Raw genomic sequence first — 20,395 nt, forward strand, 5'->3', positions numbered from 1 at the left:
CCGGCACGGCGTGCCTAGGGTGGGCGCGTGCCCTCCCGTCGCCGCCGCACCCGCATCACGTCCGCCGCCGCACCGGCGGCCCGGACCACCAGCCCCGCCGAGCCGTCGCCCGCCGAGCGCTACGCCGCCGCACGCCGCCGCGCCGGGGCCGACCACGGCGAGCTCGCGACGTTCCGCGCCCGCCTCGACTTCCCGCTCGACGACTTCCAGGTCGAGGCGTGCGCGGCGCTCGAGCGCGGCAGCGGCGTGCTCGTCGCCGCCCCCACGGGTGCGGGCAAGACCGTCGTGGGGGAGTTCGCGGTCCACCTCGCGCTCGCCGCGGGCCGCAAGGCGTTCTACACGACACCCATCAAGGCCCTGTCGAACCAGAAGTACGCCGACCTCGCGCGCGTGCACGGCGCCGACCGCGTCGGCCTGCTCACCGGCGACACCAACGTCAACGGCGACGCCGACGTCGTCGTCATGACCACCGAGGTCCTGCGCAACATGCTGTACGCGGGGTCACCCGCGCTCACCGGGCTCGGGTACGTCGTCATGGACGAGGTGCACTACCTCGCCGACCGGTTCCGCGGGCCCGTGTGGGAAGAGGTGATCATCCACCTGCCCGACGACGTGCAGCTCGTGTCCCTGTCCGCGACCGTGTCCAACGCCGAGGAGTTCGGCGACTGGCTCGCGACCGTGCGCGGCGACACCACCGTCGTCGTCAGCGAGCACCGCCCCGTGCCGCTCGGGCAGCACGTCATGGTCGACGACCGGCTCCTCGAGCTGTACGCAGGCCACGTCGACCCCACGGACCCCGGCGTCGACCCGCCCATCAACCCCGACCTCGCGCAGCTCCTGCGCCGTCAGCTGCCCGGCGGGCCGCCGCGCCGCGGGCCCGGCGACCGCGGCGGCCGCGGACGCGGCGGCCCCGGCCCCCACCGCGGCGGCGGAGGCGTGCGCCCCACGCCCCGGTTCGTCGTCGTCGACGAGCTCGCGCAGGCCGACCTGCTGCCCGCGATCGTGTTCATCTTCTCGCGCGCCGGGTGCGAGTCCGCCGTCGAGCAGTGCCTGCGCGCCGGCGTCCGGCTGACGAACCCCCGCGAGCAGTCCGAGATCCGCCTCCTCGTCGAGGAGCGCTGCGCGGCGATCCCGCCCGAGGACCTCGCCGTGCTGGGGTACGACCGGTTCGTCGAGGCCGCCGTACGCGGCGTCGCGGCGCACCACGCCGGCATGCTGCCGCTGTTCAAGGAGACCGTCGAGGACCTGTTCTCGCGCGGCTGGGTCAAGGTCGTGTTCGCGACCGAGACCCTCGCGCTCGGCATCAACATGCCCGCGCGCTCGGTCGTGCTCGAGAAGCTCGTCAAGTGGGACGGCAGCGCGCACGTCGACATCACGCCGGGGGAGTACACGCAGCTCACCGGGCGCGCCGGACGCCGCGGCATCGACACCGAGGGGCACGCGGTCGTCGTCGCGCACGCGGGCCTCGACCCCGTGCAGCTCGCGGGCCTGGCCTCGCGCCGCCTGTACCCGCTGCGCTCGTCGTTCCGGCCGACGTACAACATGTCCGTCAACCTCGTCGCGCAGGTCGGGCGTGAACGCGCGCGCGAGGTGCTCGAGACCTCGTTCGCGCAGTTCCAGGCCGACCGCGGCGTCGTCGGGCTCGCGCGGCAGGCGCAGGCGCACGCCGAGGCGCTCGAGGGGTACGCCGAGGCCATGTCGTGCCACCTCGGGGACTTCGCGCAGTACATGGGCCTGCGACGCGCGATCACCGACCGCGAGCGCGGCCTGGCCAAGGACGCGGCCGCGGCGCGCCGCGCGGACGTCGCACGCACGCTCGACGGCCTGAAGACCGGTGACGTCGTCGAGATCCCCGTGGGCAGGCGGGCGCAGCACGCGGTCGTGGTGGACCCGGGCGGGCCGGGCGGGTTCGACGGTCCGCGGCCGACCGTGCTGACGACGGACCGCCAGGTGCGCCGGCTCACGGTGGCCGACGTCGGCACGGGCCTGCGGACGGTCGGCCGGCTCAAGGTGCCCGGCGGCTTCCAGGTCCGGGTGCCCGCCGCGCGACGCGACCTCGCGGCGCGACTGCGGTCGCGGCTCGACGAGCTCGACGTGACCCCCTCGGGGCGCCCGGGGGGACGCCGCGACCGGGCGCGGACGGCCGCCGCGGAGGACGCCGCGCTGGAGGCGCTGCGCCGCGAGCTGCGGGCGCACCCCTGCCACCGCTGCCCCGACCGTGAGGACCACGCGCGGTGGGCCGAGCGGTGGGAGCGGCTGCGCGACGAGCACGCGGCGCTCGTGCGGCGCATCGCGGGCCGTACCGGCTCGATCGCCGCCGTGTTCGACCGCACGTGCGACGTGCTGCGGACCCTCGGCTACCTCGCCCTCGACGACGACGGCACGCTCGCCGTGACGCCGGACGGGCAGTGGCTGCGCCGCCTCTACGCCGAGAACGACCTCGTGCTCGCCGAGTGCCTGCGGCAGGGCGTGTGGGACGAGCTCGACGCGCCGGGCCTCGCCGCCGCGGTGTCGACGCTCGTGTACCGCTCACGGCGCGACGACGACACCGGGGCCCACGTCCCGGGCGGGCCGGACGGACGCCTCGGGCGCGCGCTCGACGCCGCGGTGCGCGCGTGGTCGCAGCTCGAGGACCTCGAGCACGCGGCGCGGCTCGAGACGATCCAGCCCCTCGATCTCGGCCTGGTCGAGCCGATCCACCGGTGGGCCGCGGGCCGCAGCCTCGACGCGGTGCTGCGGGGGTCGGACCTCGCGGCCGGCGACTTCGTGCGGTGGTGCAAGCAGGTCATCGACGTGCTCGACCAGGTCGCGGGGGCCGCGCCGACGGCCCGCCTGCGGACGACTGCGGAGCGTGCCGTGCTGGGGCTGCGCCGCGGCGTGGTCGCGTACTCGGCGGTCTGACGGCGGGTCTGGCGGCGGTCCGGCGCGCGTCGCTGAGGCGCAGGTCACGGCCTCCGTGAGGCGGTCTCGGGCCGCGCTGCGGCGCGCCGGGCCCTATCGTGTCGGGTTGTGAGCTCGACCCTGTACCGGCACGGCGTCGTGCACTCGCCGGCCGACCCGTTCGCCGAGGCCCTGCTCGTCGAGGACGGCACCGTCGCCTGGATGGGCTCGGACGACACCGCGGACGGCCTCGTCGCCGGTGTCGACGAGGTCGTCGAGCTCGACGGGGCGCTGGTGGCGCCCGCGTTCGTCGACGCGCACGTCCACCTGCTCGAGACGGCGCTCGCGAGCGCGGGCCTCGACCTGACGGCGGAGAACGGCGTGCGCGGCCTGGGCGACGTGCTCGACGCCGTGGCCAGCGTCGCGGCCGCACGCGCACCGGGGGACCGGCGTCCCGTGCACGGCACGGGGTGGGACGAGGGCACGTGGCCCGAGGGGCGCCCCCCGACCGCCGCGGAGCTCGACGCCGCGGGACAGGGTCTGCCGGTCTACCTGGCCCGGGTCGACGTGCACTCGGCGGTGGTGTCCGGCGCGCTGGCGGACCTCGCGGGGCTGCGCGGCCTGCCCGGCTGGTCGGACGACGGCCGGGTCGTGGGCGCGGCCCACCACGCGGCGCGCGACGTCGCGCTGGCCCTGGCCGACGACGAGCGCGAGGCGGCGTACCGGTCGGCGCTCGCGCAGGCCGCCGCGGCGGGGATCGCCGCGGTGCACGAGCAGTCCGCGCCGCACGTCGACACGCGTGCGGGCCTGCGGCGGCTGCTCGCCATGACCGCCGACCCCGCGTCGGCCCTGCCGCTCGTCGTGGGGTACCGCGCCGAGGCGTGCGTGACCGTGGACGACGCGCGCGCGCTGCTCGCCGACGTGCCGGGCCTGACGGGCATCGGCGGCGACCTCAACGTCGACGGGTCGCTCGGGTCGCGCACGGCGGCGCTGCGGCACCCGTACGCGGACGCTCCGGGCGTGACGGGCACGCTGCACCTGACGGCCGAGCAGATCGCCAACCACGTCACGGCGGTGACCCGTGCGGGGTCGCACGCCGCGTTCCACGTCATCGGCGACCGGGCGCTCGACGAGCTGCTCCTCGGGCTGCGTGCGGCCGCCGACGTCGAGGGCACCGCGGCGATCGCCGCGGCCGGGCACCGGGTCGAGCACGCCGAGATGGTCGACGCGCACTCGCTCGCGCAGATCGTGCTGCTCGGGCTGCGCCTGTCGGTCCAGCCCGCGTTCGACGCCGCGTGGGGCGGGCCGGACGGCATGTACGCGCGGCGCGTCGGCCCCGGCCGCGCCGCGGCGATGAACCCGTTCGCCGACCTCGCGGCGGCCGGCGTGCCGCTCGCGCTCGGCTCGGACGCACCCGTGACCCCGCTGGACCCGTGGGCGGGCGTGCGCGCCGCCGCCGCTCACCACGAGCCGGACCAGCGGATCTCGGTGCGTGCCGCGTTCCGTGCCGCGACGCGCGGCGGGTGGCGCCTGGCCGGCCTCGACCACACGGGGGCGGGGGAGCTGCGCGTCGGTGCGCCCGCGCACCTCGCGGTGTGGCGTGCCGAGCACCTCGTCGTGCAGGCGTCGCGCACGTCCGCCTGGAGCGCCGACGCACGCGCCGGCAGCCCGCTCCTGCCGGACCTGTCGCCCGACGCACCCGCGCCGCGGTGCCTGCGCACGGTGCGCGCGGGTGTCGTCCTGCACGACGCGCTGGGCTGACGGCGAGCGCGAGCGCCGGCTCGATCGGGTGAACTTCGGGCCACGGCTCGCCGGCGGGGGAGCGACCGCGCGGGGTCGGCGCGCGACACGCTGACGACACGCCGAGCGACGGGATCGGACATCGGGCATTCGGGACGCGCTGACCTGCGGCGATCCCGCTGACCTGCCCGAACGTCCTCTTGACAGCGTTTCCGAGGCTAGTAGTTTCGCGTGTGGCCCGCCGTCGCGGGTGCCGGGGGGACTCACGAGGCCTGCGCGGCGCCGCGCCGCATGAGCTCCGACCGGGCCCGCGCGTCCAACAGAGAACGGCAGGCAGCGCCTCGCCGGTACGAAGGGCGCGCGGGCCGGTCGGTCGGAGCCCCGGCCGGTGCGGGGCGCCGCGCTCACGGCTGGCTGACGTACCCTGCTGCGGTGCCTCTCCCGCCGTCCGCCCGCTGGCTGACGCTCGTCTTCGCGGCGGCCGGCGGCTTCTTCACCCGCCTCGCGTTCCCCGACCCGGGCTGGAGCCTGCTCGCCCCCGTCGGCGTGACGCTGCTGTACCTGGCGCTGCGCCGCGACTCGGCTCGCTGGAACGCGCTCGTGGGCCTCGTGTGGGGCCTGACGTGCTTCGGCCCGATGATCACGTGGGCCGACGAGGCCGTGGGGCTGGTCCCGTGGCTCGCGCTGACCGTCCTCGAGGCGTCGTACGTCGCGCTGTTCGGCGCCGCATGGGCGTGGGCGCGGCGCGGCCACGCCGTGTGGCGCGGCGGGTTCTGGCAGCTGCTCGTCTTCGTCGTCCTCTGGGTGGGCGTCGAAGAGCTCCGCTCGAGCTGGCCCTTCGGCGGCTTCCCGTGGGGGCGGCTCGCGTTCTCGCAGGCGGACTCGCCGCTCGCGGCGTTCATGTGGGTGGGCGGCACACCGCTGCTCAGCGCCGTGGTCGCGGGCCTCGGCGTGCTCCTGGCCCGCGCCGCGCTGGCCGCGGGGCAGGTGGCGTTCGTCCGGACGGTGGGCGCGCTCGCCGCCGTGGGCGCGGTCGTCGCGGGGTCCCTCGTGATCCCGCTCGACACCGCCGCGCAGACCGGCACGCTCCGCGTCGGGGCCGTGCAGGGCAACGTCCCCGAACCGGGCCGGCTCGACGCGTTCGGGCAGCGTCGGCAGGTCCTCGACAACCACGTCGCGGGCACGCGCGCGTTGCTCGAGCGGACCGCACCCGGCGACCTCGACGTCGTGCTGTGGCCCGAGAACGGCTCCGACATCGACCCGCAGGTCGACGCCGAGGCCGCGGGACTCATCGACGGCGTCGCGCAGGAGGTCGACGCCCCGCTGCTGGTGGGGACCGTGCAGTACCCGGACTCCGGCGGCCGCTACAACACCGCCGTGCTGTGGGAGCCGGGCGTCGGCCCGGTCGCGACCTACTCGAAGCAGCGGCCCGCACCGTTCGCCGAGTACATCCCGATGCGTTCGTTCGTGCGGCACTTCTCCGACGCGGTCGACCTCGTGACGCGCGACATGCTGCCCGGCACGAAGCCCGGGGTGATCCCGCTGGCGTCCGAGCGCCTGGGACGCACCGTCGTGCTCGGGGACGTCATCTGCTTCGAGGTCGCGTACGACGCGATCGTCCGCGAGGCCGTGACCGAGGGCGGCGAGCTGCTGGTCGTGCAGACCAACAACGCGTCCTTCGGGTGGTCCGACGAGTCGACCCAGCAGCTCGCGATGGCGCGCCTGCGGGCGGTCGAGCTGGGGCGCGCGACCGTGCAGATCTCCACGGTTGGCGTGAGCGCCGTGATCGCGCCCAACGGGGTGGTCACGCAGCGCACCGAGCTGTTCACGGCCGACCAGATGATCGCGGACCTGCCGCTGCGGGACTCGCTGACACCGGCCGCGCGCGCCGGGGACTGGCCGGCGCGGGTCGCGTGCGTGCTCGCGGTGTGGGTCGTGCTCGCGGGCATGGTCGGCGCCGCGCGGCTGCGGCGCGACGACCGACCCGAGGGTCCCGCCTGACCCGTAGTCCGACCGCGTCCCGGGCGCGCCGCGACCGGGCGGCACCGGGTTGCTCGCCGACGCGGTCGGACGAGGCCTGCTCCCGCTCGGCGCGGGTCCGGCTCGCCGACCGCGACCCGGACCCGGACCCGGACCCGGACCCGGACAGCACGATGCCCCCGGTGCGGGCACCGGGGGCATCGGGGGAGCGGGTGTCAGGCGCTGCGGCGCAGCTTGCCCGCACGCAGCAGGTCGAGCCGCTCGTCGAGCAGCTCCTGCAGCTCGTTGACCGTGCGCCGCTCGAGGAGCATGTCCCAGTGCGTGCGCGGCGGCTTGCCCGCCTTCACCTCGGGCTTCGACGCGTCGCGCAGCAGCGCCTCGGTGCCGCAGCGGCACTCCCACACCACGGGGACGTCCGCCTCGACCGAGAACGGCAGGATGATGGTGTGCCCGTTCGGGCAGTCGTAGTACGCCTGGAGACGAGGGGCGAAGTCGACGCCCTGCTCGGTCTCCATGCTGTGGGACCCGATGCGCATGCCGCGCAGGGACCTGTTGGCCATGAGGGACCTCCGTGCCGTGTGGTTCCGGCAGCTCGCGCCCTGCCGGATTCCAGATCGAATCGTTCCGCTTCCTGTTCGTCAACGCGGGGAGGTACGGCGATGTTCCGACCCGCGGTGAAGGTCTGGTGAACACACACTGTGGCAGGAACGGCGTCGGTGCGCGCGTCGGCGCCGGGGGAGCGGCGACTACCTCGTGCTGCCTAGGGTGGGCGGCATGACGATGACGTACCGCCGCCTCGGCGACAGCGGCCTGACGGTGTCCACGGCAGGGCTCGGGTGCAACACGTTCGGGGCGACGCTCGCGCCCGACGGCGTGGGGGAGGTCGTGCGCGCGGCCCTGGACGCGGGCGTGACCTTCTTCGACACGGCCGACGTGTACGGCGGGGAGCCGGGTCAGAGCGAGGAGCTGCTCGGTGCGGCGTTGCGCGGTCACCGCGACGACGTCGTGGTCGCGACGAAGTTCGGCATGGACGTCGGTGGGCTCAACGGCGCGGACTGGGGCGCGCGCGGGTCGCGCCGGTACGTGCGGCGCGCGATCGAGGGGTCGCTGCGGCGTCTCGGCACGGACCACGTCGACCTGTACCAGCTGCACGCCCCGGACCCGGGCACGCCCATCGAGGAGACGCTCGCGGCGCTGCACGAGCTGGTCGTGGAGGGCAAGGTGCGCTACGTCGGGTCCTCGAACTTCGCCGCCTGGCAGGTCGTCGACGCCGACTGGTCGGCCCGGTCGGCGGGCACGACGCCGTTCGTGTCGGCGCAGAACCGGTACAACCTCCTGGACCGCGGCGCGGAGGCGGAGCTCGTGCCGGCGGCCGAGCAGGTCGGCGTGGGGATCCTGCCGTACGTGCCGCTCGCGTCGGGCCTGCTGACGGGCAAGTACCGCCGTGGTCAGGAGGCGCCCGAGGGCAGCCGACTGTCGCGGATGCCGCAGCGCCTCGCGGCCGCGGACTTCGACCGCATCGAGGCGCTCGCCGCGCTCGCGCAGGACTGGGACGTCGACCTGCCGACGCTCGCGCTCGGCGGCCTGGCTGCCCAGCCCGCCGTCGCGTCGATCATCTCGGGCGCTCGCACGCCGGAGCAGGTGCGCGCGAACGTCGCGTCGGCGCTGTGGGAGCCGACGCTCGAGCAGCTCGCAGCCATCGACGACGCGTCGCCCGGGCCGGCCTGAGGCGGTGCGGGCGCGTCGGCGGTCCACGCGCCGACGTGCCCGCCCGGTACCGTGCGCACGGTCCCGGGCGGAATCGCCCGCACGGACCCGGCCGTGCGTCCGCCGCGCACGGACCGCGGCCCGTCTGAGACGACGGTCACGCTCCGTCACGGCGGTATGCGCTCGTCGCGGCGATCAGCGGTTGCGTAGCGTGGGTGGCATGGCTCACGAGGACCAGCCCACCGCCCTGCCCCCCGTCGACCGCGCCGCGGCCGACGCGTTCTGGGCGGACTACGCCGCCGCGCACCCGGCCGCCGTCGCGGCGTGCTCGGACTACACGGTCGAGTACTTCGGCGACAACCCGCGCCTGGCGGACGAGCTGCTGCGGACCGTGACGCACGGCCCGAAGCGCGGTACCGCGGAGCTGACGAGCGAGTACCGCGCGCGGGGTGACGAGCTGCCGCGCGTCGGCAGCCACTGGATCGCGTGCGACAGCACGGGAGCGCCGGCGATCGTCATCCGCAGCACGGACCTGCGCATCCTCACGTTCGACCAGGTCGACGCCGACTTCGCGTACGCCGAGGGCGAGGGCGACCGGTCGCTCGAGAGCTGGCGCCGCGAGCACCGCACGTACTGGACCCGGACGTGCGCCGCCCGTGGTGCGACGTGGTCGGAGAGCGACGAGATCGTCTGCGAGCGGTTCTCCGTCGTCTGGCCGCCCGAACTCGCGGACGCGCCGCAGGCCTGAGCCCCACGGTGGTCGGCCGGCTACCGCCCGGCCGACCACCCACCTCACGGGCGCAGGACGCGCGCGCGGTGCTCACCGACCGCCAGGACGACCCGCACGGGCACGCCCCGGTCGTCGGCGGCCTCGCGCACCGCGGCCTCCCACGTGCGCTCGAACGCACCACGGTCACCTCCTGCGGCACGCACGACGGCGACGACGAGCGCGCCGCCCGGCGCCTCGTGCCGCAGGACGTCGTCGATCGCCACCATCACCTGCCGCACGTCACCGGGCACCGGCTGCAACGGGATGCCGACCAGCGGGAGCACGACGGGCAGCAGGCGCGCGCCCGCGTCAAGGAGCAGGAGCCACAGCGCCGGGGGTCCGGCACGCTCGGGACCGATCAGCGCGAGCGCGGCGTCGAGCACCGCGTCGTCGTGCAGGAGCGGTGCGGTGGGCAGGGCGGGAAGGTCGTCGTCGGGCCCGGGTGCGGACCAGCTCGTGTCGTCGTGCATGACGCGAGCCTGGGGGAGCGGTGCACCTCGACGGAGGCAGGCCGGCACCTGCTGTGGTTCGAACACGTGTTCGACGTGCTTGTGGTCGGCTCGGCACGGCCACCGAGCAGACAGGCGCGTCGCGAGCGGGACGCGCGGGGCGTACGTCAGGGGCGACGCCACAGGCGGGGGGCGAACGCGAGGCCCAGCGCGCCCGCCACGCCGAACGTCACGGCCACCGCGGGACGGCCGCCCTCGGCGAGCACCGAGATGGCCACGACCACGGCGAGCGCCGCGAGCAGGAGGATCGCCGCCGTCGCGCGGCGGGACCGACGCTCCTGCGTGACGTCGACGGTGCTGCCCGACTGCTGTGCCGCGTCCACGAGCACGCCTCCCGGTGATGACGGCGCCCGGTCCGGTGCGCGGGCGTCATCCGCACCTTCTCACACGCCGTCGGCACGGCGGCGGGACCCGGGTCCCGCCGCCGTGCACCACGCCACGAGACGGCTCAGAGGCGACTCACGGCGCGTCGGCCGAGACCCGCGCGCACCATGGCCAGGTGACCACCAGAGGCACGAGGGTGGTCGCCAGCACACGACCCCTAGTCGTCACCGCCTGAGCGCCGCTCGGCGGGCTCTCCGCCCGTTCTCCACCAACGCCGATAATGTGCATTATGTCATATCGTCGTCTGTGCGACTCCTCGAACGGCGACGACGTCGGTCCGATGCCCTTGCTCGGCGCCAGAGGGCACCTGTGCTCCCACGCGGCCCTCACCTGCCCCCGGTGCTTCGCTGCAGCACCTCGGTGAGCTGCGTCAGGTCGCCGAGCTCGACGTCTGGCCGTACTTCGTCAGCGTGAGGTTGTTGCAGGTACGCCCATGGTCCGCGTCGCAGCCACGCCGTTCGTAGACCTGCGGCGCGGGCGGGACGGATGTCGTTGTCCAGACGGTCGCCGACGTACAAGACGCGGCGGGGATCGGCCTGCGTCTCGGCGACGACGCCACGGAAGAACGCGAGCGACGGCTTCGCGACGCCCCACGTCGCCGAGGCGGCCACGAAGTCGACGTCGACGCCGGCTGCCGTCAGGGCCACCTCCGCTCCCCTGGGCTGGTTTCCCCCGACCCCCACCACGAGCCCGGCCTGGCCTACCGCTCGAAGGCACTCGAGCGCATCGGGATACAGGTCGCGGCGGCCGATGTCAGGCACGGAATCCGGCGGCGCGACTCCGAGCAGCGCCCACGCATCGCGATGGTCGCGTCCCTGGCTGATCACGGATCCGATCGCCGCCATGAGGCTGAACGGGGTGACGCCGGCGACCCGTGCCTGCTCGCTCCACGCTCGTGACTCATCGACAAGGGTCTCCCCGACGTCGAACACGACCGCACGCAGGTCGGTGAGGACGAGGTCAGCGGTCACGGCAGCAGCATGCCGCACGTCTGCCACCGGCGGGTCGGAGTAGGACCGATCCTCATACGCAGCGGTGCCGGCAGCGGGTGGTCGGCCACCCTCGCACCCTCGTGCACGATGGCTCGAGCTACTCCAGCACCTCCGGCACGTCGAGCGGCGGCACCTCGACGACCCGCGGGCCGCTCCACCCCACGCCGAGCACGTCCTCGGTGCGCTCGGCGACCTCGTGCGTCGCCGCGACGACCTCGCGGTTGAACCACGGGTCCTCGACGTGACGCGCCACCGCGCGGTCCAGCTCGTCGACACGGCGCAGCAGGTCGTCGTCCTCGACCAGCGACGGGTGCGCGGCGAGCGCGCGTGCCGCGACCAGCAGGCCGTCCGCGCGCTCCCGGAACATCAGCCCGAACCGGGGGGTGTCGTCACCGACCGACCGGTCCCAGCCCGCCATGGCGGCCAGCTGCCGGCAGAGCTCGCGAAGCAGTGCGTCCGCGGTCGTGGGGTCCGGCGGCGTCGGCACGTGGTCAGCGTGGCACGCGCGCCGCCACCTCGCCGGGCACCTTGGTCCCGCCGCGGCCGCGTGCCCCGGCACCCGCAGGGGTCTCCCTCAGCCCGGGCCGTCGCTCGTCGCGGCGAGCAGCGGCACGAGCACGTCGTTGATCGGCGTCGGGATCCCGTGCGCGCGCCCGAGGCGGCGCACGACACCGTTGCGGACGTCCCACTCGAGCGGCCGCCCCGCCTCCCGGTCCGCCAGGATCGAGGTCCCGCGCCCGGGTGGCGCACCGCGGAAGGCGTCGAGGACGCGCTGCGGCTCGTCCTCCCCCAGGTCCGCGCCCTCGGCGCGCGCGACGGCGAGGCACTCGCGCAGGTACGCCAGCGTGAGCGCACCGACGTCGTCCCGCCCGAACACGCCCGAACGTCGGCCGGTGAGCGCCATGAGTCCCGCGGCTGCGTTCTGCAGCAGCTTGCGCCACGCGGCGGACGCGAAGTCCGACGTCGTGCCGACCGCGCACCGCGACCCCTGCAGCGCACGGACGACGACGTCGGACCCGGGTGCGTCCGGGACGGTGAGCCGCGGGTCGGCGAGCAGCCGCACGGTCGCGTCCGGCAGGCGCTCGGCGGGGAACCACACCACAGCGGGCACGACGGTCGCCCCCGGCGCGAGCGGCGCCACCGCCTGTCGCTGCTCGACGCCGTTCTGCAGGACGCACACGACGGTGCCCGGACGGCAGAGCCGCGCGAGCCACGGCGCGGCGTCGACGGTCTGGGTCGCCTTCACCGCGAGGACCAGCAGGTCGACGGCGCCCGGCGCGTCGTCCGGGTCGGTCCGGACGCGGACGGGCGCGACCACGGCGGAGCCGCCCACGTCGAGCCGCAGGTCGGGACGCGCCGTGCGGCCGGCGACGAACGGCGCGGCGCCGTTCTCGTGCAGCGCGACCGCGACCGTGGTCCCGATCGCACCGGGTCCCACGACCGCCACCGTCGGCAGATCCGTCTCGGTCATCGCACGCTCCCTCCACGTCACCGGACCGGACGGCCCGGCCCCGCCCGGTCCTACCCGTGCGCTAGGACGCCCAGCGCGAGCACCACCAGCGCGAGCACGACCTCGCCCGCCATGACCACGAGCCGCTGCCGCCTGGGCAGCGCGAGCCGGCGCACGGCGAGCAGCCCCACCGCGGTGAGCGTCGTCACGGTGGTGACGGTCGCGACGAGCAGGCCGGTCGTGGTCGCGTAGACGCCGAAGACGGCCAGCGCGAGCGACACCACCGCGGGGCCGACGACCGTCGCGGCACCCAGCGTGGAGGCGGCCATGCGGCCGTGCTCGGCGGCCGTGGGCACGCGTGCGTGCACGACGACGTGGCTCAGCAGGTCGGCGAGGTACACCGTGCAGACGGTCGCGGCGACGGCGACGGCGAGCGTGCCGAGGGCGCGCCCGGGCGAGGCGTCGGCGTCGTGCGCCTGGAGCGTGAGGATCACGGCCAGCGCGGTGAACGCGACGTAGATGCGTTCCTTGAGCGCGGCGGCCCGGTGGCCGGCGTCCGCACGGTCGTGCGGCGCGGGTCCGCGGTCGCTCATGCGCCCGGACGCGCGGCGTAGGCGCGCACGAACGCGCGGGCGCCGTCGGTCATGATCCGCAGGACGTGCGCGCGGTCGGCGCGACGGCGGGAGGGCTCGTTGAGCACCCGGAGCGTCGTCAGGGCGTGGAAGTGCTCGGCGGCGAGCGCGGCGTCGGGGGCGTCGAGCAGGCCCGCCCGGGCGAGGTCGTCGAGACGGTCGGCGAGCACCCGCGTCTGCGCCTCGTCGAGCGGGTGGCCGTCCAGCTCGGGCAGCTGCTGCTCGTTCTCGGTGACGAGCCGGACGGCCGCGAGGTGGTCGGCCGACAGCAGCAGCGCGTCGCCGAGGTCGGTGGCGAGCTCGGTGAACGCACGCTCGAGCGTCGCGGCGTCGCACAGCGACGTGACGTCCCCGAGGCGGTGCCCCACGCGCTCCCGGAGGATCTCGAGCGCCCGCTCCCCCGCCTCCTCGACGACGCCGAGGAGCAGCCGGCGCTTGTCGCCGTAGTAGTCGTAGACGGTGCGCTTGGAGACGCCCGCCCGCGCGGCGACGGCGTCCATGCTGGTGCGGTCCACGCCGGACTGCACGAACAGCTCGCGCGCGGCCGCCAGGATCGCGGCGCGCTTGTGCGCCTGCCCGGCGCGCACGGGCCTCTCGTCGAGCGTCGTCATGGTGCCCCTTCCCGCGCTCGGGACCCACGCTACACCGTCGGGTGTAGATCTACACCACACGGTGTAGTGTCGGCCGCCATGACCCCCTCCGCGACCCTCGAGGCCCACGCCCTCACCAAGCGCTACCGTCGCACCACCGCCGTCGACGACCTGTCGTTCCGGGTCCGGCCCGGCGTGGTCACGGGGTTCCTCGGGCCCAACGGGGCCGGCAAGTCCACGACCCTGCGGCTCTTCCTCGGGCTCGACCGACCCACCCGCGGCGCGGCGACCGTGGGCGGCCTGCGCCTCGCCGAGACCCCGCGCGCGATGCGTGTCGTGGGCGCGATGCTCGACGCGCGCGCCGTCCACCCGCGGCGGACCGCCACCGACCACCTCCTCGCGGTCGCACGTGCCGGGGGCGTCCACCGACGTCGCGTCCCCGAGGTGCTCGGCCTCGTCGGCCTCGCGGACGCGGCGCACCGCCCCGCGGGCGAGCTCTCGCTCGGCATGCAGCAGCGCCTCGGCATCGCGACCGCGCTCGTCGGCGACCCCGGCGTCGTCATCCTCGACGAGCCGCTCAACGGGCTCGACCCCGAGGGCATCCGGTGGGCCCGCACGCTCATGCGCGACCTGGCGCGCGAGGGGCGCACCGTGCTGTTCTCGAGCCACCTCATGGGCGAGATGGAGCTCACCGCCGACCACCTGGTGGTCGTCCACCACGGGCGGCTGCTGGCCGACCAGCTGCTGACGGCGTTCGTCGCCGAGCGGACGACGCGCCGCGTACGTGCCCGGAGCCCCGAACGCGCACGCCTCGCCGCGGCGCTGGACCGCGCCGGGGTCACGACGCGCGTCGATCCCGTCGTCGCGGACGCGCTCGACGTCACGGGCACCACGACCGACGAGGTCGGACGGGTCGCCGCGACGGCCGGCGTCGCCCTCGCCGAGCTCACGGACGTCCGCGACTCGCTCGAGGAGGTCTTCCTCGCCATGACCGCCGCACGGAAGGACGCCGCCTGACATGGACCTCCTCGCCTCCGAGTGGATCAAGGCCCGCAGCGTCCGCGGCACGTGGCTCCTCGCCGCGTCGACGGTCGTGGTGACGGCGGTGGTCGGGCTGCTCGGCGTCAGCGCGCTGCTCCCCGAGTGGCGCACCGCCCTGCCCGCCGAGGTCGACCCCGTCGCCGTCGGCCTCAAGGGCGTGCTCGTCGGGCAGGTCCTCGTGGCCTGCCTCGGCGCGCAGCTCGTGACCGGCGAGTACGCGACGGGGCAGATCGTCTCGACGCTGACCGTCGCTCCCCGCCGCACGGCCGTCCTGGCCGCGAAGACGGCGGTCGCCGCGCTCATCGCCACCGTCACCGCCGTCCTCACGGTCGTCGTCGCCACCGCCGCGAGCCAGGGCGCGCTCGCCGCCGCGGGCCTGCCGTCCGCCGACCTCGGTGACCCCGCGACCGTGCGGGCGCTCCTGTGCGCCACGGCCTACCTGGTCCTGACGGCCGTGCTCGGCGTCGGGTTCGGCACGCTCACCCGCAGCTCGGCCGGCACGCTCGCGATCGTCGTGACGGTGGCCCTGCTCGTCCCCGCGCTCGCCCCCGGCCTGCCGGGGGCCGTCGGCGACCTCGCGGCCTCGTACTGGCCGACGACCGCCGGCCAGGCCTCCTACACGCGGGACGGCACCGGCGTGCTCTCCCCCGTCGGCGGCCTCGCCGTCATGGCCGTGTTCACGCTGTGGACCACCGTCGCGGCGGCGGCGACCCTCCGGACGCGCGACGCCTGACCCGGTCCGCCCGTCGTCCGACGGGTCCACGGCGACGTCCACCCCCGGGGGGACGCCGCGCACCCGCGGCGGGTGCCAGGGTCGACCGGCCCCACCGCCGCGGCCCCCTCCCCACCGACAGAGAGCAGCACGCGCGTGTTCCAGCAGGTCCCGGTCCTCCCGGTCGTCGTCCCCCTCGCCGCCGTCACGCTGGGGGCGATGCTGTGGCACCTGCGCCGCCGCGGCCGGCTGACCGTGCCGCGCGCGGCCGTCGCGCTCGCGCTGTGCGTCTACGCGGCCGGGGTGGTCGCGAACACGGTCTTCCCGATCTTCCTCGACAAGCCCGCGCGCGAGGGCGTGTGGCACTCGTCGCTCCAGCTGGTGCCGGTCGTCGGCTACGAGACCGGCGACGCCGCGATGAACGTCGCGGTGTTCGTCCCGCTCGGCGCGCTGCTGGCGCTGGTGCTCGCGCGGCCGACGTGGCCGCGCGTGCTCGCCGCCGTCGCGGGCTTCAGCCTCACCATCGAGCTGACCCAGCTCGTCACGGCGGTCCTGCTCGGCGGGGGTCACGTCGCCGACGTCAACGACCTGCTGTTCAACGTCCTCGGCGGGCTCGTGGGCTTCGCGCTGCTGCTCGGGGTGCAGCGCGTCCCGCGCCTCCGTGCGCTGGTCGAGCACTTCCGCTGGCGGCCGGCGGACGCGTGACGCCCCGGCGGCGGCCGCGCGTCAGCCGACCAGCCCGCGAGGGCTCGTGACGCGCTCGTACCTCTCCTCGGTGCGTGAGGGGTCGCGCGGCAGCGCCTGCGTCTCGCCCGTGCGCGTGAACCCGGCGCGCACGTAGAGGTCGACGGCCTCGGCGTTGTCGTCGACGACCCACAGCGACACGGTGCGCGCACCGTCGGCGGCGCCGGCGCGCACGACGGTGTCGAGCAGCGCCCAGCCGGTGCCGCGGCGACGCACCTCGGGCGCGACCCACAGCGAGACGACGTGGCGGTCGTCCTCGGGCGACCCCGGCTCGGGCACGAGCGAGACGAGCGCCTTGGGCACGTCGTCGTCGTCGACCGCGACCCACGTGGGGCTCGTCCGCAGGCGCATCCGCCAGTGCGACTCGGTGAACCGCTCCTCGCGCGCCAGCGACGCGCCGAACGCCTCCGGCGACTCCCGCAGCGCCCGCAGGCGCACGTCGCGCACGATGGGCCAGTCGTCCTCGTCGACGCGTCGGATCAGCACCGGCACAGCATGCCCCACGCGCGACCTCCGGGACCCGCGGCGCGCCTCATGCCTCCGGACCGACCGCGTGCGCGTCCTGCGCGTCGCCGTGCCCCGCGGGGTCCGGCGTCGCGCGGGCGACGTCGGCGACCTCCTCCTCGGGGCGCGGCGGCACGGTCTCGTCGTACTCGAGCTCCGGCACCTGCACGTCGAACGACTCGGACATCTCCGGCTCCTTCCGCCGCGCTCACGCTAGCCGCGCCGCCGCGGGCCGGCGACCGCACGGACGCCACGGTGCGCACAGCCCGGCGGGCTCGTCATGCACCGCAGTCCGTCGTCGACCGCGCCCGCCGTCCAGCCGAGCGCGCCGAAGAAGCCGAGGGCCACGGCGTTGTCGGGGTCGACGAACGCCACCCACCCGGTCGCCGCCGGATGACCGGACCAGGCGAGCGCCGCGTCGAGCGCGGCGCGACCCACCCCGGACCGCCGTCGCGACGGGTCGACCGCGACGTCGGTGACGGCGTGCCGGTCCCCGAGAGGGTCCCACTCCACCCCCACGAGCGCCGACGGGCGACCCTCGTGCTCGACGACGAGCTGCACGCCCGTGGTCTCGGTCTCGACGTGCGCACACCAGTCGTCGTCGAGCGGGCCGAGCCACCGGTCGAGCTCCGGATCACGGAACCACGCGCGCACCCACGACTCGTCCGGACGTGCGTACCGTCGGACCGTCGACGCTGGCGATGCGTGCGGCTCGGGGTCGGACGTCGTCACCGCACCAGCATGCCCGAGTCGTCCCCACCGGGTCGCCCGCCGGGCAGCAGCCGGGCGACGGACTCGCGGACCTGAGGCGCCGGGCGTCAGTCGACGCGCACGGGCTCCCCCGGCGCCGGCGTCAGCACCTCGGCCTCGGTGAGGTTGCCGAGCAACGACAGCGCGAGCGAGCGCCCCGCGTCGCTGAGGGTGCCGTCGTGCACCGGGACGACGCGGCGCGGGCGGACCGCACGCACGTGCTCGACCATGTCCGCCACGCGCAGCCACGGCGCGCCGACCGGTTCGAGCAGCACGTCGATCGCCGCTCCCTGGGGCGGTCGGACGAACGCGTCGCCGGGGTGCAGCACGACGCCGTCGACGAGCAGCGCGACGTTCGTCGGCAGCGGCACCTCCGGGTGGATGACCTCGTGCGGCGCGGCGAGCACCTCGACGACCGCCCCGGCGACCTCGAGCCGGTCGCCCGGGGTCAGCAGGTGGCGACGCTCGTCCGGCACACCGGCCTCGGCGAGCGCGTCGAGCACCTGCGCCGGCCCGTGCACGTGCACGTCATGGCGGGCGACGGCGGACGCGTCGAGGTGGTCCGGGTGCGCGTGGGTCACGAGGACGTGCTCGACGCCGTCGAGCGCGGTCCCGACGTCGCTGAACGACCCGGGGTCCACGACGAACGCGCCGCTGTCGGTGGTGACACGCACGCACGCGTGTCCGTACCTGGTCAACGTGAGGCTCATGGGGCCATCCTGCCGAGATCCGGACGAGTCCGCCCTTCCGGGACGGCGCGGCGCGACGCAGGCACGCCGTGTCGCGCCGGGGTTTCGTGCGGGCCCACCCGCCCGGATACGGTTGCGGCGTGCTGGTCCTCGGTGTGTGCAGCCTCAAGGGTGGAGTGGGCAAGACCTCCGTGACGCTGGGGCTCGCCTCCGCGGCGCTCGAGCGCGGCCTGCGCACGCTCGTGGTCGACCTCGACCCGCAGGGCGACTCGACCATGGCGCTGGGCACGGCGCGCGGCACGGGCGACGTGGCGTCGGTGCTCGACGACCCGTCGGCCGAGTCCGTGGCGGGCGCGACCGCGCCGTCGTCCTGGGCGCAGCACGGCCTCGACGTGCTGGTCGGCTCCGAGCGCTCCGTCATGCACGACCGTATCGACGACGCGGACGCCGACCGGCTGCGCTACGCGCTGTCGTGGGTGAGCGGCTACGACCTCGTGCTCATCGACTGCCCGCCCTCGCTCGGCGGGCTCACGCGCACCGGGCTGACCGCGTGCGACCGCGCCGTGGTGGTGACCGAGCCGGGGCTGTTCGCCGTGATGGCGGTCGGCCGCGCCATGCGGACGATCGACGAGCTGCGGCGCGGGCCGGCGCCGTCGCTGCAGCCGCTCGGCATCGCGGTCAACCGGGTCCGCGCCCGGTCGATCGAGCAGGCGTACCGCCTCGAGGAGCTCCAGACGCTGTACGGGCCGCTCGTGCTGTCCCCGAGCATCCCCGAGCGCGCGGCGCTCCAGCAGGCCCAGGGGGCGGCCCAGCCGGTGCACGCGTGGCCCGGGGCCGCGGCGGCCGAGCTCGCGGGCGTCTTCGACCAGCTGCTCGAGCGCGCGCTGCGCGCGCCGCGTCGCTGACGCCTCCCGCCGAGCGGCGACCCAGGCCTGGAGCCGCGCACGCGACGAGGTCCGGCAACCCCGAAGGGGTACCGGACCTCGTGACGTCGTACGGGTCAGCCGACCGAACGCGCCTGGCGCCGCAGCGCGAGCTCGTCCTGCGGCGCGGGGGCCGCGGTGTCGTCGTCGGCGCGCTCGGTCGGCAGCTGCGCGAGCGTGCCCTCGACCTCGCGCCACACCCGGCCGACGGCGATGCCGAAGACGCCCTGGCCGCCCTGCACGAGGTCGATGACCTCGTCGGCGGACGTGCACTCGTAGACGCTCGCGCCGTCGGACATGAGCGTGATCTGGGCGAGGTCCTCGACGCCGCGCTCCCGCAGGTGCCCGACGGCCGAGCGGATCTGCTGCAGCGAGACCCCGGTGTCGAGGAGCCGCTTGACCACCTTGAGGACGAGGATGTCGCGGAAGGAGTACAGCCGCTGCGTGCCGGAGCCCGTGGCGGGCCGGACGGACGGCTCGACCAGCCCCGTGCGCGCCCAGTAGTCGAGCTGGCGGTAGGTGATGCCGGCGGCCCGGCAGGCCGTGGGCCCGCGGTAGCCGGTGGCGACGTCGAGGTCCGGCAGGTCGTCGTCGAACAGGAGACCCTGCGCGTGGTGCGGGATCGCGCCGGCGCCGTCGGCGCTCTCGTTGCTGATCACGGGGGTCCTCCCTCGACGTCCACCGGTGTGGCGGACGCTCTCTTCCGGAACTTCTGCAACGCTAGGCCCGCGGGGTCGGGGGCGCAACGAACGACTCCCGGCGTGTCGCGTGCGCCACGTCTCACCCTCAGGTGGACGTCGAAGGTTGGCGTCACCCGGGCGGGTCAACCGCCACGGCCACCGGCGTCGGGACCCGGCTCCTGCCCCGTCTCGAAGTCCTGGGCCGAGACGTGGTCGAGGAACTCGCGGAACTCGGCGAGGTCGTCCTCGTCCGCGGCCGGCCGGACCTCCACCCCCGCCAGCGCGACGACCTCCGCGGAGCACAGCACGGGGCACGCGAACCGCAGCGCGACGGCGATCGCGTCGGACGCGCGCGCGTCGACCCGACGCCCCGTCGTGAGCACGAGCGCCGCGTGGAACACGCCGTCCTCGAGCCGCGTGATCTCCACGTGCCCCACGCGGGCCCCCACGGCGAGGAGGGCGTCCCGCAGCAGGTCGTGCGTCATGGGGCGCGGCGGCACGATCCCGGCCTGCGCCGACGCGATCGCCGACGCCTCGGCCGGGCCGATGAGGATCGGCACGATCAGCGCAGCGTCCGGGTCCAGCAGGAGCACGACGATCTCGTCGTCGGCCAGGTGCGTGCGCACGCCGACGACCTCGACCGGGACCATCTCGGGTTCGACGCCGCCCACGCCCCCCACGCTACGTCCCCGCCCGCTCCCCGGCCGCCCGAGGGACCG

At 75.7% G+C, this 20,395-nt stretch carries 23 protein-coding genes; 9 read left to right on the forward strand and 14 right to left on the reverse strand.

Annotation, left to right across the window (positions count from 1 at the left end; translation table 11 throughout):
- Positions 1-27 precede the first annotated feature (27 nt).
- The 3 genes from GY42_RS04320 to lnt all read left to right on the forward strand — a co-directional run bounded on the left by GY42_RS04320 (position 28) and on the right by lnt (position 6,621).
- Positions 28-2,901: a DEAD/DEAH box helicase gene (locus GY42_RS04320; protein WP_046528397.1), complete on the forward strand. Its 2,874-nt coding sequence runs from the start codon at positions 28-30 to the stop codon at positions 2,899-2,901.
- 108 nt (positions 2,902-3,009) lie between these two features.
- Positions 3,010-4,641 carry an amidohydrolase gene (locus GY42_RS04325; protein WP_046528398.1) on the forward strand — a complete coding sequence of 544 codons (1,632 nt, stop codon included), beginning with the start codon at positions 3,010-3,012 and terminating at the stop codon, positions 4,639-4,641.
- 411 nt (positions 4,642-5,052) lie between these two features.
- Positions 5,053-6,621: an apolipoprotein N-acyltransferase gene (gene lnt, locus GY42_RS04330; protein ID WP_046528399.1), complete on the forward strand. Its 1,569-nt coding sequence runs from the start codon at positions 5,053-5,055 to the stop codon at positions 6,619-6,621.
- 194 nt (positions 6,622-6,815) lie between these two features.
- Here lnt and GY42_RS04335 read toward each other — a convergent pair whose 3' ends face one another.
- On the reverse strand, positions 6,816-7,160 hold the full coding sequence (locus GY42_RS04335) for an RNA polymerase-binding protein RbpA (RefSeq protein ID WP_046528400.1): 345 nt from the start codon (positions 7,158-7,160) through the stop codon (positions 6,816-6,818).
- A gap of 220 nt (positions 7,161-7,380) precedes the next feature.
- Between GY42_RS04335 and GY42_RS04340 the strand changes: the two genes are divergently transcribed.
- Together GY42_RS04340 and GY42_RS04345 are read left to right on the forward strand one after the other, a co-directional pair.
- The gene (locus tag GY42_RS04340; protein WP_046530528.1) at positions 7,381-8,328 is read left to right on the forward strand and encodes an aldo/keto reductase; all 948 of its coding nucleotides are present in this window, start codon (positions 7,381-7,383) and stop codon (positions 8,326-8,328) included.
- Between the two features lie 199 nt (positions 8,329-8,527).
- Positions 8,528-9,055, forward strand: a complete 528-nt coding sequence (locus GY42_RS04345) for an ASCH domain-containing protein (protein WP_046528401.1) — start codon at positions 8,528-8,530, stop codon at positions 9,053-9,055.
- A gap of 44 nt (positions 9,056-9,099) precedes the next feature.
- Here the strand turns inward: GY42_RS04345 and GY42_RS04350 are convergent, their stop codons facing one another.
- The 7 genes from GY42_RS04350 to GY42_RS04380 all read right to left on the reverse strand — a co-directional run bounded on the left by GY42_RS04350 (position 9,100) and on the right by GY42_RS04380 (position 13,654).
- Positions 9,100-9,546, reverse strand: a complete 447-nt coding sequence (locus tag GY42_RS04350) for a hypothetical protein (RefSeq protein WP_046528402.1) — start codon at positions 9,544-9,546, stop codon at positions 9,100-9,102.
- 146 nt (positions 9,547-9,692) lie between these two features.
- Entirely contained in the window at positions 9,693-9,908 is a 216-nt protein-coding gene (locus tag GY42_RS04355) for a hypothetical protein (RefSeq protein ID WP_152667212.1), read from the reverse strand.
- A gap of 387 nt (positions 9,909-10,295) precedes the next feature.
- Positions 10,296-10,940 carry an HAD family hydrolase gene (locus GY42_RS04360; protein ID WP_046528404.1) on the reverse strand — a complete coding sequence of 215 codons (645 nt, stop codon included), beginning with the start codon at positions 10,938-10,940 and terminating at the stop codon, positions 10,296-10,298.
- A 118-nt stretch (positions 10,941-11,058) separates the two neighbouring features.
- Positions 11,059-11,448: a hypothetical protein gene (locus GY42_RS04365; protein WP_046528405.1), complete on the reverse strand. Its 390-nt coding sequence runs from the start codon at positions 11,446-11,448 to the stop codon at positions 11,059-11,061.
- Positions 11,449-11,535: 87 nt separating this feature from the next.
- On the reverse strand, positions 11,536-12,432 hold the full coding sequence (locus tag GY42_RS04370) for an oxidoreductase (protein WP_046528406.1): 897 nt from the start codon (positions 12,430-12,432) through the stop codon (positions 11,536-11,538).
- A gap of 50 nt (positions 12,433-12,482) precedes the next feature.
- Positions 12,483-13,004 (reverse strand): hypothetical protein, encoded by a 522-nt coding sequence (locus tag GY42_RS04375; RefSeq protein WP_046528407.1) that lies wholly within the window; start codon positions 13,002-13,004, stop codon positions 12,483-12,485.
- Positions 13,001-13,654 (reverse strand): TetR/AcrR family transcriptional regulator, encoded by a 654-nt coding sequence (locus tag GY42_RS04380; RefSeq protein WP_046528408.1) that lies wholly within the window; start codon positions 13,652-13,654, stop codon positions 13,001-13,003. Before GY42_RS04380 ends, GY42_RS04375 begins: the two co-directional genes overlap by 4 nt.
- A 78-nt stretch (positions 13,655-13,732) precedes the next feature.
- Here GY42_RS04380 and GY42_RS04385 point away from each other — a divergent pair, with 78 nt between their 5' ends.
- The 3 genes from GY42_RS04385 (at position 13,733) to GY42_RS04395 (ending at position 16,091) form a co-directional block, all read left to right on the forward strand.
- On the forward strand, positions 13,733-14,650 hold the full coding sequence (locus GY42_RS04385; protein WP_046530529.1) for an ABC transporter ATP-binding protein: 918 nt from the start codon (positions 13,733-13,735) through the stop codon (positions 14,648-14,650).
- Position 14,651: 1 nt separating this feature from the next.
- On the forward strand, positions 14,652-15,407 hold the full coding sequence (locus GY42_RS04390) for an ABC transporter permease (protein WP_052748201.1): 756 nt from the start codon (positions 14,652-14,654) through the stop codon (positions 15,405-15,407).
- A 135-nt stretch (positions 15,408-15,542) separates the two neighbouring features.
- Positions 15,543-16,091: a VanZ family protein gene (locus GY42_RS04395; protein ID WP_046528409.1), complete on the forward strand. Its 549-nt coding sequence runs from the start codon at positions 15,543-15,545 to the stop codon at positions 16,089-16,091.
- Positions 16,092-16,112: 21 nt separating this feature from the next.
- On the opposite strand, the gene GY42_RS04400 is transcribed toward GY42_RS04395, so the two are convergent.
- The 4 genes from GY42_RS04400 to GY42_RS04410 all read right to left on the reverse strand — a co-directional run bounded on the left by GY42_RS04400 (position 16,113) and on the right by GY42_RS04410 (position 18,094).
- A complete protein-coding gene (locus tag GY42_RS04400) occupies positions 16,113-16,616 on the reverse strand; it encodes a GNAT family N-acetyltransferase (RefSeq protein WP_046530531.1) in 504 nt (167 codons plus the stop codon).
- Between the two features lie 46 nt (positions 16,617-16,662).
- Positions 16,663-16,821: a hypothetical protein gene (locus GY42_RS19590; RefSeq protein WP_163274616.1), complete on the reverse strand. Its 159-nt coding sequence runs from the start codon at positions 16,819-16,821 to the stop codon at positions 16,663-16,665.
- A 26-nt stretch (positions 16,822-16,847) separates the two neighbouring features.
- Positions 16,848-17,288, reverse strand: a complete 441-nt coding sequence (locus GY42_RS04405) for a GNAT family N-acetyltransferase (RefSeq protein WP_201775254.1) — start codon at positions 17,286-17,288, stop codon at positions 16,848-16,850.
- Positions 17,289-17,452: 164 nt separating this feature from the next.
- The gene (locus GY42_RS04410; RefSeq protein WP_046528410.1) at positions 17,453-18,094 is read right to left on the reverse strand and encodes an MBL fold metallo-hydrolase; all 642 of its coding nucleotides are present in this window, start codon (positions 18,092-18,094) and stop codon (positions 17,453-17,455) included.
- 119 nt (positions 18,095-18,213) lie between these two features.
- Between GY42_RS04410 and GY42_RS04415 the strand changes: the two genes are divergently transcribed.
- Positions 18,214-18,978 carry a ParA family protein gene (locus GY42_RS04415; RefSeq protein ID WP_046528411.1) on the forward strand — a complete coding sequence of 255 codons (765 nt, stop codon included), beginning with the start codon at positions 18,214-18,216 and terminating at the stop codon, positions 18,976-18,978.
- 95 nt (positions 18,979-19,073) lie between these two features.
- On the opposite strand, the gene GY42_RS04420 is transcribed toward GY42_RS04415, so the two are convergent.
- Positions 19,074-19,655, reverse strand: coding sequence for a MerR family transcriptional regulator (locus GY42_RS04420; protein ID WP_046528412.1), 582 nt, complete (start codon positions 19,653-19,655; stop codon positions 19,074-19,076).
- Positions 19,656-19,819: 164 nt separating this feature from the next.
- Positions 19,820-20,326, reverse strand: coding sequence for a bifunctional nuclease family protein (locus GY42_RS04425; protein WP_046530533.1), 507 nt, complete (start codon positions 20,324-20,326; stop codon positions 19,820-19,822).
- Between the last annotated feature and the right edge of the window lie 69 nt (positions 20,327-20,395).

The sequence above is a fragment of the Cellulomonas sp. FA1 genome (assembly GCF_000986825.1).
Lineage (GTDB): Bacteria > Actinomycetota > Actinomycetes > Actinomycetales > Cellulomonadaceae > Cellulomonas > Cellulomonas iranensis.

Excerpts from the sequence above, each read along its gene's own strand:
- GY42_RS04335 (WP_046528400.1), bottom strand. The coding sequence starts at position 7,160 with ATGGCCAACAGGTCCCTGCGCGGCATGCGCATCGGGTCCCACAGCATG.
- GY42_RS04340 (WP_046530528.1), top strand. The coding sequence starts at position 7,381 with ATGACGTACCGCCGCCTCGGCGACAGCGGCCTGACGGTGTCCACGGCA.
- GY42_RS04345 (WP_046528401.1), top strand. The coding sequence starts at position 8,528 with ATGGCTCACGAGGACCAGCCCACCGCCCTGCCCCCCGTCGACCGCGCC.
- GY42_RS04350 (WP_046528402.1), bottom strand. The coding sequence starts at position 9,546 with ATGCACGACGACACGAGCTGGTCCGCACCCGGGCCCGACGACGACCTT.
- GY42_RS04370 (WP_046528406.1), bottom strand. The coding sequence starts at position 12,432 with ATGACCGAGACGGATCTGCCGACGGTGGCGGTCGTGGGACCCGGTGCG.
- GY42_RS04375 (WP_046528407.1), bottom strand. The coding sequence starts at position 13,004 with ATGAGCGACCGCGGACCCGCGCCGCACGACCGTGCGGACGCCGGCCAC.
- GY42_RS04380 (WP_046528408.1), bottom strand. The coding sequence starts at position 13,654 with ATGACGACGCTCGACGAGAGGCCCGTGCGCGCCGGGCAGGCGCACAAG.
- GY42_RS04385 (WP_046530529.1), top strand. The coding sequence starts at position 13,733 with ATGACCCCCTCCGCGACCCTCGAGGCCCACGCCCTCACCAAGCGCTAC.
- GY42_RS04390 (WP_052748201.1), top strand. The coding sequence starts at position 14,652 with ATGGACCTCCTCGCCTCCGAGTGGATCAAGGCCCGCAGCGTCCGCGGC.
- GY42_RS19590 (WP_163274616.1), bottom strand. The coding sequence starts at position 16,821 with ATGTCCGAGTCGTTCGACGTGCAGGTGCCGGAGCTCGAGTACGACGAG.
- GY42_RS04410 (WP_046528410.1), bottom strand. The coding sequence starts at position 18,094 with ATGAGCCTCACGTTGACCAGGTACGGACACGCGTGCGTGCGTGTCACC.
- GY42_RS04425 (WP_046530533.1), bottom strand. The coding sequence starts at position 20,326 with ATGGTCCCGGTCGAGGTCGTCGGCGTGCGCACGCACCTGGCCGACGAC.